Origin of the sequence: Nocardiopsis eucommiae (genome assembly GCF_965344335.1) — a bacterium.
In the GTDB taxonomy this organism is placed as follows: Bacteria; Actinomycetota; Actinomycetes; order Streptosporangiales; family Streptosporangiaceae; genus Nocardiopsis; species Nocardiopsis eucommiae.
The window spans coordinates 83390-97410 of sequence record NZ_CBDRIY010000017.1 but is presented as its reverse complement, the minus strand read 5'-3'; the positions used below and the strand labels follow the sequence as shown (position 1 = coordinate 97410).

Annotated in this window: 11 protein-coding genes; 3 read left to right on the top strand and 8 right to left on the bottom strand. The window is 71.5% G+C overall.

The features are described 5' to 3' along the window. Positions 1-109: 109 nt before the first annotated feature. The 6 genes from ACRWK8_RS13375 to ACRWK8_RS13350 all read right to left on the bottom strand — a co-directional run bounded on the left by ACRWK8_RS13375 (position 110) and on the right by ACRWK8_RS13350 (position 5046). Positions 110-1213, bottom strand: a complete 1104-nt coding sequence (locus ACRWK8_RS13375; RefSeq protein ID WP_378735179.1) for a PP2C family protein-serine/threonine phosphatase — start codon at positions 1211-1213, stop codon at positions 110-112. Between the two features lie 619 nt (positions 1214-1832). Then, positions 1833-2300 carry a ribose-5-phosphate isomerase gene (locus ACRWK8_RS13370; RefSeq protein ID WP_378735181.1) on the bottom strand — a complete coding sequence of 156 codons (468 nt, stop codon included), beginning with the start codon at positions 2298-2300 and terminating at the stop codon, positions 1833-1835. 101 nt (positions 2301-2401) lie between these two features. Then, on the bottom strand, positions 2402-2548 hold the full coding sequence (locus ACRWK8_RS13365) for a hypothetical protein (protein ID WP_378735183.1): 147 nt from the start codon (positions 2546-2548) through the stop codon (positions 2402-2404). Positions 2549-2674: 126 nt separating this feature from the next. Then, on the bottom strand, positions 2675-4096 hold the full coding sequence (locus tag ACRWK8_RS13360; RefSeq protein WP_431870547.1) for an aldehyde dehydrogenase family protein: 1422 nt from the start codon (positions 4094-4096) through the stop codon (positions 2675-2677). 139 nt (positions 4097-4235) lie between these two features. Next, on the bottom strand, positions 4236-4391 hold the full coding sequence (locus tag ACRWK8_RS13355) for a hypothetical protein (RefSeq protein WP_378735187.1): 156 nt from the start codon (positions 4389-4391) through the stop codon (positions 4236-4238). 19 nt (positions 4392-4410) lie between these two features. Further along, on the bottom strand, positions 4411-5046 hold the full coding sequence (locus ACRWK8_RS13350; protein ID WP_431870545.1) for a mycothiol-dependent nitroreductase Rv2466c family protein: 636 nt from the start codon (positions 5044-5046) through the stop codon (positions 4411-4413). A 262-nt stretch (positions 5047-5308) separates the two neighbouring features. Between ACRWK8_RS13350 and pepN the strand changes: the two genes are divergently transcribed. After that, the gene (gene pepN / locus ACRWK8_RS13345; RefSeq protein ID WP_431870543.1) at positions 5309-7852 is read left to right on the top strand and encodes an aminopeptidase N; all 2544 of its coding nucleotides are present in this window, start codon (positions 5309-5311) and stop codon (positions 7850-7852) included. A gap of 101 nt (positions 7853-7953) precedes the next feature. On the opposite strand, the gene malQ is transcribed toward pepN, so the two are convergent. Continuing rightward, positions 7954-9987 (bottom strand): 4-alpha-glucanotransferase, encoded by a 2034-nt coding sequence (gene malQ, locus ACRWK8_RS13340; RefSeq protein WP_378735193.1) that lies wholly within the window; start codon positions 9985-9987, stop codon positions 7954-7956. A 201-nt stretch (positions 9988-10188) separates the two neighbouring features. Here malQ and ACRWK8_RS13335 point away from each other — a divergent pair, with 201 nt between their 5' ends. After that, on the top strand, positions 10189-11571 hold the full coding sequence (locus ACRWK8_RS13335) for an MFS transporter (protein WP_431870541.1): 1383 nt from the start codon (positions 10189-10191) through the stop codon (positions 11569-11571). On the opposite strand, the gene ACRWK8_RS13330 is transcribed toward ACRWK8_RS13335, so the two are convergent. Then, positions 11468-12907, bottom strand: a complete 1440-nt coding sequence (locus ACRWK8_RS13330) for an amidase (protein ID WP_431870539.1) — start codon at positions 12905-12907, stop codon at positions 11468-11470. The two genes, ACRWK8_RS13335 and ACRWK8_RS13330, sit on opposite strands and share 104 nt — an antisense overlap. Before the next feature lie 210 nt (positions 12908-13117). Between ACRWK8_RS13330 and ACRWK8_RS13325 the strand changes: the two genes are divergently transcribed. Next, on the top strand, positions 13118-13903 hold the full coding sequence (locus ACRWK8_RS13325; RefSeq protein WP_378735389.1) for a nuclease-related domain-containing protein: 786 nt from the start codon (positions 13118-13120) through the stop codon (positions 13901-13903). The last annotated feature ends 118 nt before the right edge of the window (positions 13904-14021 follow it).

Below are 14021 nucleotides of genomic sequence, written 5' to 3'. Positions count from 1 at the left end.
TCCGTGAACGGGTACGAAGACCTCGTACCGGGGTCGGGGAACATGTCGACCCTACCGTCAGGAAGGGCTCGTACGGCTCACACCCTGCCGGTGCCGGAGCCGGTTCGGGTCAGGTGCGCCAGAGGACCACGAGCGCGCAGTCGTCGTTCTTGTCCTTGCTGAGGGTGTCCACGACCTCGCTCGCGCCGGTGGCGAAACCCTGCGTGACCAGCGTGTCGGCGGCTCCCAGGAGACGGTCGATGCCCGCGTCGAGATCCTCTCCGGGGGTCTCGATGAGACCGTCGGTGCACAGCATGATCGCGTCCCCGGGACGGAGCTTGCCCGGGACTGAGGTGTACGTCATCTCGGGGATGACGCCCAGGACCACGCCCTTGGCCTCCGTCGTGCTCCACACACCGCCCCCGCTGTCGAAGTGCAGGGCGGGCGGGTGTCCGGCGGAGGTGACCTGGTACTCGCCGGTCTCGGTGTCCACACTGAGGTGGACGGCGGTCACGAACCCCTCACCGCCGCTGTTGCGCATGAGGTAGTCGTTGCAGTGGGCGAGGAAGTCGCCCGCGGGAACGGCGCCGATGAGTCCGCTGAACGCACCGGAGAGCATGAGGGCGCGGGTGCCGGCGTCCACGCCCTTGCCGGAGACGTCGACGACAGCGATGTCGAGCCGGTGCTCGCGGCGGATGGAGACGACGAAGTCACCGCCGAACGAGGAGCCGCCCGCCTGGCGCAGGACGGCGGTGCGCCCCCAACCCGAGGGGACCTGCGGGAGTTTGCCCTGGTCGCGCAGGCGGTCGCGGAGGTCCAGCAGCATCATCTCGCCGCTGAGGCCCTGGACGCCCAGGCGTTCGCGCACGCCGGACAGCAGGTAGGACATGACCGCGGTGACGCCGATGGTGACCACCAGGCCCGGGCCGACCTGGCCGAAGTCGAGCATGAAGGCCACGAACAGCAGGACGGCCACGACGACCCCGAGCAGGAAGGCGAGGCTCTTGCGCTTGAGCAGCAGCCCGCCGGCCAGGACGGTGAGGATGGTGGAGCTGGGCGGGAACCAGCCGGTGGGGCCCCAGACGGCGCCCACGCCGATGCCCACGGCGATGGCGACCAGGGTGATGAGGACGAGGCGATAGCGGAAGAGCACCTTGCGCCTGAGCACCGCGACGATGCGCTGCACGGTGGATCGCAGCAGTCGGGTGGCCCTGGCGGTCGGTGTGGGGTTCATTGATCCTCTAGGCTCGGCACGCCCGCTCACCGCGGGGGTCACTCCTGGTCGTGGTACGGCACACCGGTGCGTTCACGGTCGCGTCGGGGGCCGGGTCTGGGGTCGGCGGAGGGGGCGCTGTGTGGGGGCACGGCCCGGTTCGCGGAGGCTGGTTCCGCCGAGGGGCGGGCACCGATGGACGCGGACAACACGGTGTCTCGGACTACGATGGCCCGCCGCTGTGCACGAACTGTAGCGCTTGGGGTGCTGGCCTGGCACGTACGACCAGCGGCGATCCGCCCCATAACCCCGGGTTTGGGTTCCGCCTAAACCCGTGTGCGCGGGGTCGGACTCACGCACCCGTAGGGGAACTTCCCGGTGATTTCGGGAACTCACCCCTCTCTCGGACACGACTCGTGGGCCGGGTGTGTCCCGGACGCGGTCGCGCGCTTCACGAAGAACCCACACCGGACGGAGCGGGCCACTCCCGGACAAGGATCCCACAACGCCCCGACCAAGGACAGGTCCTCTGTCCCGAACCGGACACGGCCCCCGGGGCTCCCGAGACAGGTCCGCCCCCGCGTGCCGGGCACGCGGGGGCGGGCTGGCGGCCCCGCACGGAGGCGGGACCACGGACGGGTTACGGAAGCGGGGGCAGCTCGCCGGTGTGCTCGTAGTCGCTCAGCATGGCGATGCGACGGGTGTGCCGCTCCTCGTCGCTGTACGGCGTGGCGAGGAAGAGCTCCACGAACCGGGTCGCCTCCTCCAGGGAGTGCATCCGGCCACCGATGCCGAGCACGTTCGCGTCGTTGTGCTCACGCGCCAGCTTGGCGGTGTCCTCACTCCAGGCCAGGGCGGCGCGGACGCCGGTGACCTTGTTGGCCGCGATCTGCTCTCCGTTGCCGGAGCCGCCGATCACGATGCCCAGGGACCCCGGGTCCTTGGCGACGCCCTCGGCGGCGCGCAGGACGAACGGGGGGTAGTCGTCCACCGCGTCGTAGACGGCCGGACCGGCGTCGACGACCTCGTGGCCGTTCTCCTTCAACCAGGAGACGAGGTGTTCTTTGAGCTCGAAGCCCGCATGATCTGATCCAAGGTAAACACGCACGTCACCAGTGTGACACCTCCCGGGAACGAACGGCGCCGCGCCCCCGGACCGGTCGGAGTGACCGTCGGGGGCGCGGCGCGCGTCGTGTGGGTCGCGGGGGTTCAGGCCCCGGCGGCGGCCGCCGCCACGCTCAGACCGAGGGCGGCGAAGCCGGCCATCGACAGGATCGCGATCAGGTTGTACACGAGGATCGACTTGAGGTCCTTACCGAGAGGACCTGCCTTGGAGACCGCGGGCTTGTTGCTCAACTCACACCTCGATTGGGTTCGACCAGGGGATGACCAGTCGGAATCTTTCCACACGGCACAACGCGCGCGTCACCGGGTCCGATTCCGCCGGGGTGGGGCTCGCAGCGGTGAGTCCGGCCACAGGGATCACCTCTGCACGGCCTTGACCTCGCAGAACTCCACCAGTCCGGGCAGGCCCCACTCACGCCCGTTGCCGGAGCGCTTGTACCCGCCGAAGGGAGCGCGCGGGTTCAGGGCACCGCCGTTGAGCTCCACCTGACCTGCCCGCAGTCGGCGGGCGACCGCCAGCCCCTCGTCGGGGTCGGCGGCCCACACGGCGGCGCTGAGGCCGTAGACGGTGTCGTTGGCGATCCCCACCGCCTCCTCCACCGTGTCGTAGGGGATGAGGACGAGCACCGGACCGAAGATCTCCTCCTGGGCGATACGCATGTCGTTGCGCACGTCCGCGAAGACGGTCGGGCGGACGTAGTAGCCGGTGCCGGGCTCCTCGACGGGGTCGGAGCCCCCCACGACCAGACGGGCGCCCTCCGCGACGCCGAGGTCGACGTAGGAGCGGACCCGGTCCCGCTGCGCGGCGGAGACCAGCGGACCCAGGCGGGTGTCCCCGTCCGTGGGGTCACCCGGCACGTACCTGGCGGTGGAGGCGGCGGCCAGCTCGACGGCCTCCTCGTAGGAGTCGCGGTGCACGAGCATGCGGGTGAGGGCGTTGCAGCTCTGCCCGGTGTTGCGCATGACGTCCGCGACACCGCGCTTGACCGCCTTGGCGAGGTCGGCCCCGGGCAGGATGACGTTGGGCGACTTCCCGCCCAGTTCCAGGGCGACCCGCTTGACCGTCTCGGCGGCGACCTGGGACACCCGGGTCCCGGCCCTGGTGGAGCCGGTGAAGGAGACCATGTCCACCCGGGGGTGGGCGGCGATCGCCTCGCCCACCACCGGCCCCGTACCGGAGACGAGGTTGAACACGCCCGCGGGCAGCCCGGCCTCGTGCAGGACCTCGGTGAGCCAGTAGGCGCTGAGCGGCGCGACCTCGCTCGGCTTGAGGACCACGGTGTTGCCCGCGAGGAGGGCGGGGACGACCTTCAGGACGACCTGGTGGAGCGGGTAGTTCCACGGGGTGATGGCGCCGACCACGCCGACCGGCTCGTGCACCACCAGGGAGTTGTCGACCTCCTCGCCACCGAAGTAGCGCTCGCCGTGCTCCTCGACCAGGTCGATGTAGGTGCGGAACATCCGCGCGGGCAGCCCTGCCTGGACCTTGGTCGCGAAGGTCGCGGGCGCGCCCATGTCGGTGGTCAGCAGGCGTGCGACGTCGTCGAGCCGCGCGTCGAACAGCTCCAGCGCGCGGGCCAGGTGGGTGACGCGCTGGCCCGGGGTGAGCGCGGACCACGCGGGAAGGGCGGACGCGGCGGCCTCGACCGCGGCGTCGACGTCGGCGGTGGCACCCGCCGGAACGGTGTCGATGACCTGCTCGGTCGCCGGGTTGACCACGTCCAGGGCCTCGTCGGAGGCGGAGTCGCGCCAGGCGCCGTCGATGTAGAGGGATCGCATGGACCCCACTGTCGCAGAACGCGATTCGGGTTGGCCAGGGGCGGAGCGGCCCCGGAAACGGAGGCGGGCGGGCACCCGTGGTTCCACGGATACCCGCCCCGATCGGGCGCCGGGGGTCGGCCCCGGCGCGGCTCCCGGGTCAGCCCCAGTGCGGGGGGCGGTCGGCGATCAGCCGCGCCGAGGAGTCCTCGTCGCTGTCCCCCCACCCCTCGGAGCGTTCGTCGCTCGTGGTGTCGGGCAACAGGTCGAGGTCGTCGAGGAAGGTGGCGCGGCGGTCGTCGTCAGGCCCTGGCATGGGTTCTCCCGGTGAAGTGTCAGTCGAAGATGGGTGAGCGCGTACGGGTGCGCTTGAGCTCGAAGAACCCGTCGGTCCCGGCGACCAGGCGCACACCGTCCCACAGCTTCCCGGCGGCCTCGCCGCGCGGGATCGGGGAGACCACCGGGCCGAAGAAGGCCACGTCCTCCACCTGGATGACGGGTGTGCCGACGTCCTCTCCCACCAGCTTCATCGCCTCGCCGTGCGAGGCGCGCAGGGCCTCATCGTACGCGGTGGAGTCGGCGGCCTCGGCCAGGTCCTCGGGCAGACCGGCGTCGATCAGGGCCCCCCGGACGGTGTCCGTGTCCTTCGCCTCGTCACGGTCGTGGTAACGGGTGCCGAGCGCGGTGTAGAGGGCGCCCAGGACCTCGGGGCCGAAGCGCTGTTCGGCGGCGACGCACACGCGCACCGCACCCCAGGCACGGTCGAGGAACCACCGGTAGTCCTCGGGAAGGTCCCGGCCCTCGTTGAGCACGCTCAGGCTCATCACGTGCCAGCGCACGGTCACGGGTCGGACCTTCTCGACCTCCAGCAGCCAGCGGGAGGTGATCCAGGCCCAGGGGCACGCCGGGTCGAACCACATGTCGGCGTACACGTTCTCGCGCTCGCCCGCCTGCGCGGGGGTCTCGGTCATCGCTGCTCCTCGGCTGGGGCCTCTGGGCGCCTGTGGGCCGGGCCCGGGGGAAGGTGTTCTCCGTCGTCCGGGGCCCGAGTGACCGGACCCCGCCATGGATCGACAACCACGGTGATCGGTTGCGCATTCCACCCCCGCGCGTGACAGGATCGAACCGACTACAACGACCTCAGGCCCGACGGCCCACCCCAGCCGGCGGGCTCGACGCGGTCGACAGACGATTTCCGGCCGACGACGAAGACGGCCGTGGAGGGAGCGTGGCGTGGCAGGGAACCTGACACGGGACGAGGCCAAGGAGCGGGCCCGCATTCTCGGCGTGGAGTCCTACGCTGTGGAGCTGGACCTGACCACTGGTGCGGAGACCTTCCGGTCCAGCACCGTGGTGCGCTTCTCCAGTACGGAGCCGGGCGCGCGGACCTTCGTCGACCTCGCCGCGCCGAGAGTCCACAGCGCCGTGCTGAACGGGCGCGCGCTGGACGTGGCCGAGCTGTTCGACGGCGAACGGCTCACCCTGCCGGACCTGGCCGCCGAGAACGAACTCACGGTGGTCGCGGACGCGGCGTACATGCGCACCGGTGAGGGGCTGCACCGGTTCGTGGACCCGGTGGACGACTCCGTCTACCTGTACAGCCAGTTCGAGACGGCCGACGCGCACCGCATGTTCACGTGCTTCGACCAGCCCGACCTCAAGTCCACGTTCGAGCTCACCGTGTTCGCGCCGCCGTCGTGGGAGGTCGTCTCCAACAGCGCCCCCGACGTGGAGCGCGAGGCTGCGGGTGAGGAGCGGGTGCGCTGGCACTTCCCCGCCACCGAGGTGATGTCCACCTACATCACCGCGCTGATCGCCGGTCCCTACCACGTGGTCCGCGACGAGCACGACGGCATCCCGCTGGGCCTGTACTGCCGTGCCTCGCTCGCGGAGCACCTGGACTCCGAGGCGCTGTTCGAGGTCACCAAGCAGGGCTTCGACTTCTTCCACGGCCTGTTCGACCTGCGCTACCCGTTCGGCAAGTACGACCAGCTGTTCGTGCCCGAGTTCAACGCGGGCGCCATGGAGAACGCGGGCGCGGTCACGTTCCTGGAGGACTACGTCTTCCGCTCCCGCGTGACCGACGCACGCTACGAGCGCCGCGCCGAGACGATCCTGCACGAGATGGCGCACATGTGGTTCGGTGACCTCGTCACCATGCGCTGGTGGGACGACCTGTGGCTGAACGAGTCGTTCGCGACCTACGCGAGCGTGTACTGCCAGGTCAACGCCACCCAGTGGTCCGACGCCTGGACGACCTTCGCCAACGTGGAGAAGGCGTGGGCGCTGCGCCAGGACCAGCTGCCGTCCACGCACCCCATCGCCGCCGACATGGTCGACATCCAGGCGGTCGAGGTGAACTTCGACGGGATCACCTACGCCAAGGGCGCCTCGGTGCTCAAGCAGCTCGCCGCGTACGTGGGCGTGGACGCGTTCTTCGCGGGCGTGCGGGCCTACTTCAAGGAGAACGCGTTCGGCAACACCGAGCTGAGCGACCTCCTCAAGCACCTGGAGTCCGCCTCCGGCCGCGATCTGTCCGCCTGGTCTAAGGAGTGGCTGGAGACCACGGGCGTCAACACCATGCGCCCGGAGTTCGAGGTGGACGCGGACGGGAACTTCGCGTCGTTCGCGGTCCTCCAGGAGGCCGCCTCCGAGCACCCCACGCTCCGCTCGCACCGGCTGGCCGTGGGCCTGTACGACCGCACCGACGAGGGCATCGTGCGCCGCGAGCGCGTGGAGCTGGACGTCAGCGGCGCCCGTACCGAGGTCCCCGAGCTGGTCGGGAGGGCCCGGCCTGACCTGGTGCTCATCAACGACGACGACCTGACCTTCACCAAGATCCGCCTGGACGAGCGCTCCCTGCGCACGCTGGTGGAGGGCGCCGGTGAGATCCGCGAGTCGCTGCCGCGCGCGCTGGCGTTCAGCGCCGCCTGGGACATGACCCGCGACGGTGAGATGGCGGCCCGGGACTACGTGGCCCTGGTGGCCTCCGGGATCAGCGGCGTCAACGACGTCACGGTCGCCCAGACCCTGCTCCGCCAGGCCTCGGGCGCGCTCTTCAACTACGCCGACCCCGCGTGGCGCCCGGTCGGGTTCGAGCTGCTGGCCGACCGGCTGAGCGAGCTGCTGTCGGCCGCCGAGCCCGGCGGCGACCTCCAGCTGGCCTACGTCAACGCCCTGGCCGACGCCGCCGTGACCGACGCCCACCTGTCCCTGCTGCGGGGCCTGCTGGACGGCGCGATCACCGTGGACGGCCTGGAGGTCGACACCGACCTGCGCTGGACCCTGCTGCGCCGCTTGGTCGCCGCGGGGAAGGCGGGCGAGGCGGAGATCGCCGCCGAGCTGGAGGCCGACCCGACCGCCGCCGGTCAGCGCAACGCCGCCGGCGCCCGGGCCGCGATCCCCACGGCCGAGGCCAAGGAGACCGCCTGGGAGCGGATCGTGGGCGGGGACCTGGCCAACGCCGAGTTCCGTGCCACGCTGCTGGGCTTCACCGAGCCGCGCCAGGCGGAGCTGTACCGCCCCTACCTGGAGCGGTACTTCGCCCAGCTCGCCCCGGCCTGGGAGAAGTGGACGGGTGAGTTCGCGCAGACCTTCGCCGAGGTGGTCTACCCGAGCCAGCTGGTGGAGGAGGCGACCCTGGAGCGCACCGACGCCTACATCGCGGACAACTCCCCGGCCCCGGCGCTGCACCGCCTGCTGATCGAGGGGCGGGCCGGTGTGGAGCGCGCCCTGCGCGCCCGCGCCACGGACGTCGCCGCCGGTCGGAGCCGCTGACGACCACGGCGTACGCGACGGTGTGACGGCCCCCGGGGAACGCGTTCCCCGGGGGCCGTCCCGTGTCCTGCGGCGGGCTGGTTCCCGTGACCGTCTCCGGTCTACAGGCCCCGACCCTGGTGTCCGAGCGGACCCAGCGTGCGGCGGACGCGGGCGACCATCCTGGGGTCGGCCAGCAGCTCGTCGACCAGGACCGGCTCACCCTCGCCGCTGGTGAGCGGGATCCGCCAGTTCGGGTACTCGGTGCTCGTGCCCGGCTGGTTCTGCATCCGCCGCTCCCCGACCACGTCGGTGAGAGCCACGCCCAGCATCCGGGCCGGTGTCGCCGCCAGGTAGGCGTGCATCGCGGCGACTACTGAGGCCGGGTCGCCCACCGGATCGGCGTCCTCCTCCAACAACCCCAGGTACACCAGCAGCGCGCACCACTGGGCCACGCGGGCCTCGGAGGCGGTGCGCTCCTCGGCCACGGGCCGGTCGAGCAACCCGAGGCGGTCGCGCAGCTCCACGTGCTCGGCGGACAGGTACGAGGAGACCGGTGGCAGGTCGTGCGTGGCCACGGTGGCCAGGCAGTCCCTGCGCCATCTGTCGGGAGGGAGCGGTTCGCCGTCCCGGTCGTTCTCGAACCACAGCACGGAGGTTCCGAGGACGCCCCGGTCGGCGAGGTGGTCGCGGACCCAGGGCTCGACGGTGCCCAGGTCCTCGCCGACGATCACCGCGTCGGCGCGCCGGGCCTCCAGCACCAGCGTGCCCACCATGCCCTCGTGGTCGAAGCGGAGGTAGGTGCCCTGGTCGGCGGTGGCCCCCTCGGGGACGCACCACAGCCGGAACAGGCCCATGACGTGGTCCATCCGCAGGCCGCCCGCGTGCCGCAACCCCTGGGAGAGGATCTGGCGGAAGGGGCCGTAGCCCAGCTGGGCCAGGCGGGTCGGGTTCCAGGGGGGTTGCCCCCAGTCCTGTCCCCGCTGGTTGAACTCGTCCGGCGGGGCGCCCACGTGCAGGCCGTGGACGAGGGCGTCGCCGTACATCCACGCGTCCGCCCCGCCACCCTGCACGCCGATGGCGAGGTCGTGCACGATCCCCACGTCCATGCCGCTGTCCAGGGCGCTTCCCTGCGCCTGGCCGAGCTGTTCGTCCAGGATCCACTGGAGCCAGCGGTGGAACTCCACGCGCGGCCACAGCTCCAGGGCCTTCCGGCCGACCGTGAGCGAACCGACGTCGCGCAGTTCCGAGGGCCAGGTCCGGAAGTCGGAACCGTGCTCCTCGGCCAGCGCGGACCAGGTGGCGAACTCGACCAGGGGCTGCCCCTCGCGCTCCAGGTAGTGGCGGAGCGACTCCTCCCGGCCCGGTGCGCGCGCCACCTGGAAGAGGATCTCCAGCGCGGTGCGCTTGGCCTCCCAGACGGCGTCGCGGTCGAGGAGGTCGGCGGTGCGGCCCCGTTCACGCAGCGGCCGGGCCAGACGTTGGATGCCCTCGCGCTGGGACGGGTCCAGCCGCGCGTACTCGGGCACGTCCTCCACGCGCACGTAGAGGGGGCTGGCGTAGCGGCGGCTGACCGGCAGGTAGGGCGAGGGTTCGAGCGGTGTGTCGGGTTCGGTGGCGTGCACCGGGTTGATCAGGGTGAAGTCCGCGCCGAGGTCCCGGGCGCTCCATTCAGCGAGCTCGGAGAGGTCACGCAGGTCACCGGTGCCCCAGGAGGCCCGGGAGCGGACGCTGTAGATCTGGGCCATCAGCCCCCACAGGCGGGGGTTCTCCCGCAGCGCGGACGGATCGATCCGGTCGGGGACCACCAGCAGGGGCGCGTCGTGCTCGGTCCCCTGGTCGGTCACCCTCAGGGTGTGCACGCCCAGGGGCAGGCCGGGATCGAACGGCAGCAGCGCGCCGTCCGAGGTCTCCACGGAACTGCGGGCGCCTTCGGGCAGCACCAGGTCCGGTGCCTTGCCCTCGCGGACCACCACGGCGGGCGGCAACGGCCCGCGCCCCGGCGCCGCGTCGGGGTCGGTCGGATCCACCCCCAGGGCGGTCAGCACATGGCGGATCGTGTCAGGGCTGACGGGCACCCGTCTGCCCCGCCAGTCCTCGTACGCGGTCGCGACCCCGTGGCGCTCGGCCACCCGGCTCAGCTGAACGTCCCTCACAGACACCGATCATGCCCCACGGCGGCGCGCGTACACCGCAGGACGACCCGGCGTGGGCTCGGAACATGTGTCCCTTCCCCGTTCCTGGGCCGTGGCTCTACCTCCCCTTTCCCCTGGCTTTCCCCTGGCCCCGCGCGCACCCCCGGTCCGGGCGGGGAAACCCTTGGCGGAGTGCCCGGTGGGAGCTGCATAATCGAACACGTGCTCGCCAACTACCGACGGCTCTTCGCCGTGCCCCACGTCCTGTCCCTGTTGACCTGGTCCCTGGCCGCCCGGTTCTACACACCGGGACTGATGATCGCGGTCACCTTCCTCGTCCAGGGCTGGACCGGTTCCTACACCCTGGCCGGCCTGGTGGCGGGCGCGTTCACGCTGGGCATGGCGATGGTGGGGCCGTTGCGCGGGCGCATGGCCGACCGGGGCGACAGTGATCGCCTGGTGCTGGTGTGCGGTGTGGTGTTCACCGTCGGTCTGGTCACGCTGGCGCTGCTCCCCGCCTCGCTGTGGTGGGTCTCGATCCCTCTGGCTCTGGGCACCGGTCTGTTCGGCACCCCGGCCAACCAGATCGTGCGCGCGCTGTGGCCCCGGCTGACCACGGGTTCGGAGCGGCAGGCGATCTACGCGGCCGAGGCCACCACCCAGGAACTGGTCTTCGTCTTCTCACCGATCCTCACCGCCGGTGTGGTGGCGCTGGCCGGACCACGCTGGGCCCTGTTGCTTCTGGGAATTCTGGGGCTGATGGGCGCGGTGGGGTTCGCCCTGTCCCTGCGCCGCGCGGGCGTGACCGGCCCGGCCGAACCAGACCGTCCCGGGGCCGTCCCGCGGGACGCGGGCGACGGGGCCGACCGCACGGCCGCCCCGGCGGACCGCAGCCTGCTCTTCCACCCCGCGCTCTGCCTGCTGTTCGTGATGTGCGCGACGATCGTCTCCGGCGTGGTCGGCATGGACCTGGTCATCGTGGCCTGGGCCAACGAGCTGGAGGCCCCCCACTACGTGATGGTGCTGGCCTCGATCTGGGCACTGGGCTCCCTGGTGGGCGGTGCGGTGGCGGGCGCGCTCCGAGGCACGCCGAGGCTGCCGCTGCGCGCCTTCGGCGCCGCCCTGGGCATCGCGGTGCTGGTCCCCTTCCTGCCGCCGGTCAGCCACCTGCCGACCCCGCTGCTGATCACCCCGCTGCTCTTCGTCTCGGGCCTGGCGCTCGCACCCACCCTGGCCGCGGTGATGGGGCGTCTGGGCGACGCGGCCCCCGCCCACCGCAGAGCGGAGGCCTTCGGCTGGATGGCGACGGCCATGGGCATCGGCGCCGCGCTCGCGGGGCCGTTGACCGGTGCTCTGGTGGACACCAACGGGATCGCCGGAGGTGCGCTGGGCGCGACCGTGCTGGTGCTGGTGGCCGCCGTCCTCAGCCTGTTCCTGAGCCGGCTGTCGGGGTCCACCTCACCCGTCCCGGCGGAGCGGAGCGCCGCCCCGTCGGGCCCGGTCAGTCCGTCCAGCCCCCGGGAACCCGGTGTGCCCACGGACGGGCCCGCTCCAGCTGCGCCGACAGGGACAGCAGGGTCCCCTCACCGCCCATCCGCCCCGTGAGCATGGAGCCGATCGGCAGACCGCTCGGCGACCAGTGCAGCGGGACGCTCACCGAGGGCTGCCCGGTCACGTTGTAGATCGAGGTGAACGGGGTGAACTCGGTCATGAGCCGGAACTCCTCCTCCGGTCCGCCCGAGGTGAAGTGCCCGATCGGCACCGGCGGCCGGGCCAGGGTGGGGCTCAGGACGGCGTCGAAGCGTTCGGTGGCCGTGAGCATCGCTCGGGTGCCGCGCTGGAGGCGTGCGACGGCCCCCACGTGGTCGGGCACGGTGGTCTGGCGGGCGCGTTCGCGGAGCCACCGGTAGATCGGTGTGAGCTCGCCCTCGCGGGCCGGGTCGACGGGTGTGGCCGAGGCGATGGCCGCCCACAGGTACGGGAAGTCCTCGGCGAAGGCCCCTCCGAAGGCGGACTCGAAGGGGTTGTCGATCTCCTCGACCTCGTGGCCCAGCTCCAGGAGCAGCCGGGTGGTCTCCTCGTGGGCGGCGAGCACGTCGGGGTGGACGGGGATGCCCGTGGACCCGGTGTCGGAGTAGCGGGCGAGGCGCAGCCGTCCGGGTTCGCGCCGGGCGTGGTCGGCGAAGGTCTCGCCGGGGGGCAGAGGCGGAGCGGTGAACAGGTCGCCCGGGAGGTTGACCGCCATGGCGTCCAGCATCAGGGCGGCGTCCAGGACCGAGCGGGTGATCGGTCCCGCCGTGGACAGTCCGTTGAGGTCGGCGCGGTCGGGTCCGAGAGAGATCCGCCCCCGTGTGGGCTTGAGCCCGAAGAGGCCGCAGACACTCGCCGGAATGCGGATGGACCCGCCGCCGTCGCTGCCCTGGGCCACGGGCGCGAGCCCGGCGGCCACCGCCGCGGCGGCGCCCCCGCTGGAGCCGCCCGGTGAGCGGCTGGTGTCCCAGGGGTTGCGAGTGGGCGGGGCGACGGCGTTCTCGGTGTGGCACGTGGCGCCGAACTCGGGGGTGTTGGTCTTGCCGAGGAAGACCGCGCCCGCGTCGCGCAGCTGGGCGACCACCGCGGAATCGGTGGGGGCCACGAGGTCGGGGAAGGCGCGTGAGCCGAAGGTGACGAGGACACCGGCGACGGTGTCGAGGTCCTTGATGGGCAGGGGGACGCCGAGGAGCGGGGGCAGATCCTCCGGCGTGTCGCTCATGGCGCGTTTCTGCGCGTTTCGGGCCTGCTCCAGAGCCAATTCTTCAGTGACCGTTATATAGGCGCCATATCGGTCGTCCAACCTCCGAATCCGCTGGAGGTAGTGCTCAGCGATCTCAACAGGCGACAGTTCACGACTGCGGACCAACGCGGCGAGTCGGTGCGCGGGAAGTTCATGAATTCTGGTCATGGCACCCGAGGTTAACCGGGTAGGGCAACGGGCACCACGCCGAAGAACGGTACTTCTCCAGAGAGGTGGCGAAAGGTCAATCCTTCCCCGTTCCGGCGCCCCGGACACGCTTGGGCGCCAGAACACCAGGGAAGAAAAGTGTGAGAAGTCATGCACTAGGACTCGGATATGGATGGAACTAACCTGTCCGTCGTGGAATCGGCAACCAGAGTGAACGGTCGTAGCTCGTCGTCCGAAGGGTCGGAGCCCGAACGACCCGAGGCCCTCTTCTTCCCCAACCAACGCAAGGAAGGCGGCGCGGCCAGCACCAAGGCCCTCTACGGGGCCCTGAGGTCGAACGACTCCGTCCGCCGCTGGATCTTCCGGAGCGTTCCGGCGGGGGCCGTGGCGGGCGCCTTCGGCATGCTCACCGGGGACTGGAGGGTCGGCGTCACCCTCGGCCTCATCGTCCTGGTGGCGGTGATGGTCTGGAGCGCCCGTCGCGAGTCGGAGATCCCCCGCTGGCGCAAGCCCTCGGCCGCCCAGCGACGCACCGAGGCACAGCTCAAACTCATGAAGCAGCTCGGCTACCGCGTCCTCCACGCGCGCGCCGTCCCCGGCGGCAACGGCCAGATCGACCACTTCATCGTGGGTCGTCGCGGCGCGTTCGCCATCGACTCGGAGTCCTGGGACAAGCGGCTCCCGCTGCGCAACAAGCTGGAGAAGCTCTACCACGGCCGCTTCAGCAAGAACGAGCGGATCGACGAGGCCCTGGAGGAGGCCAAGCGCGCGGAGGAGCTCATCAGCAAGGAGCTCGGCCGCGACATCTCGGTGCGCGCCTCCCTGGCCATCTACGGTCCGGGCATGCCCTGGGACAGCCACCGGCTGCGGGGCGTGGACATCATCACCGGAACCAAGGTCCGCAAGTGGCTGCGCAGCGGGCGCGATCGTCTGAGCGAGACCGAGATCGAGGAGATCTATCAGGCCGCGAAGAAGGCCCTGCCGCCACGTTACTGACCCCGTCCCCCCTCGTCCGTCCCGGGCCCGGAGCCAGCCACACCGTCGTGGCCTCCGGGCCTCTCGCGTGTCCGGCCTCCGCCGACGACCCCGCGGGCAGGCCTCGAACCGGAGCCCC

Coding starts and splice junctions, on each gene's coding strand:
- ACRWK8_RS13375 (WP_378735179.1), bottom strand. CDS start 1,213: ATGAACCCCACACCGACCGCCAGGGCCACCCGACTGCTGCGATCCACC.
- ACRWK8_RS13360 (WP_431870547.1), bottom strand. CDS start 4,096: ATGCGATCCCTCTACATCGACGGCGCCTGGCGCGACTCCGCCTCCGAC.
- ACRWK8_RS13355 (WP_378735187.1), bottom strand. CDS start 4,391: ATGCCAGGGCCTGACGACGACCGCCGCGCCACCTTCCTCGACGACCTC.
- ACRWK8_RS13350 (WP_431870545.1), bottom strand. CDS start 5,046: ATGACCGAGACCCCCGCGCAGGCGGGCGAGCGCGAGAACGTGTACGCC.
- ACRWK8_RS13330 (WP_431870539.1), bottom strand. CDS start 12,907: ATGACCAGAATTCATGAACTTCCCGCGCACCGACTCGCCGCGTTGGTC.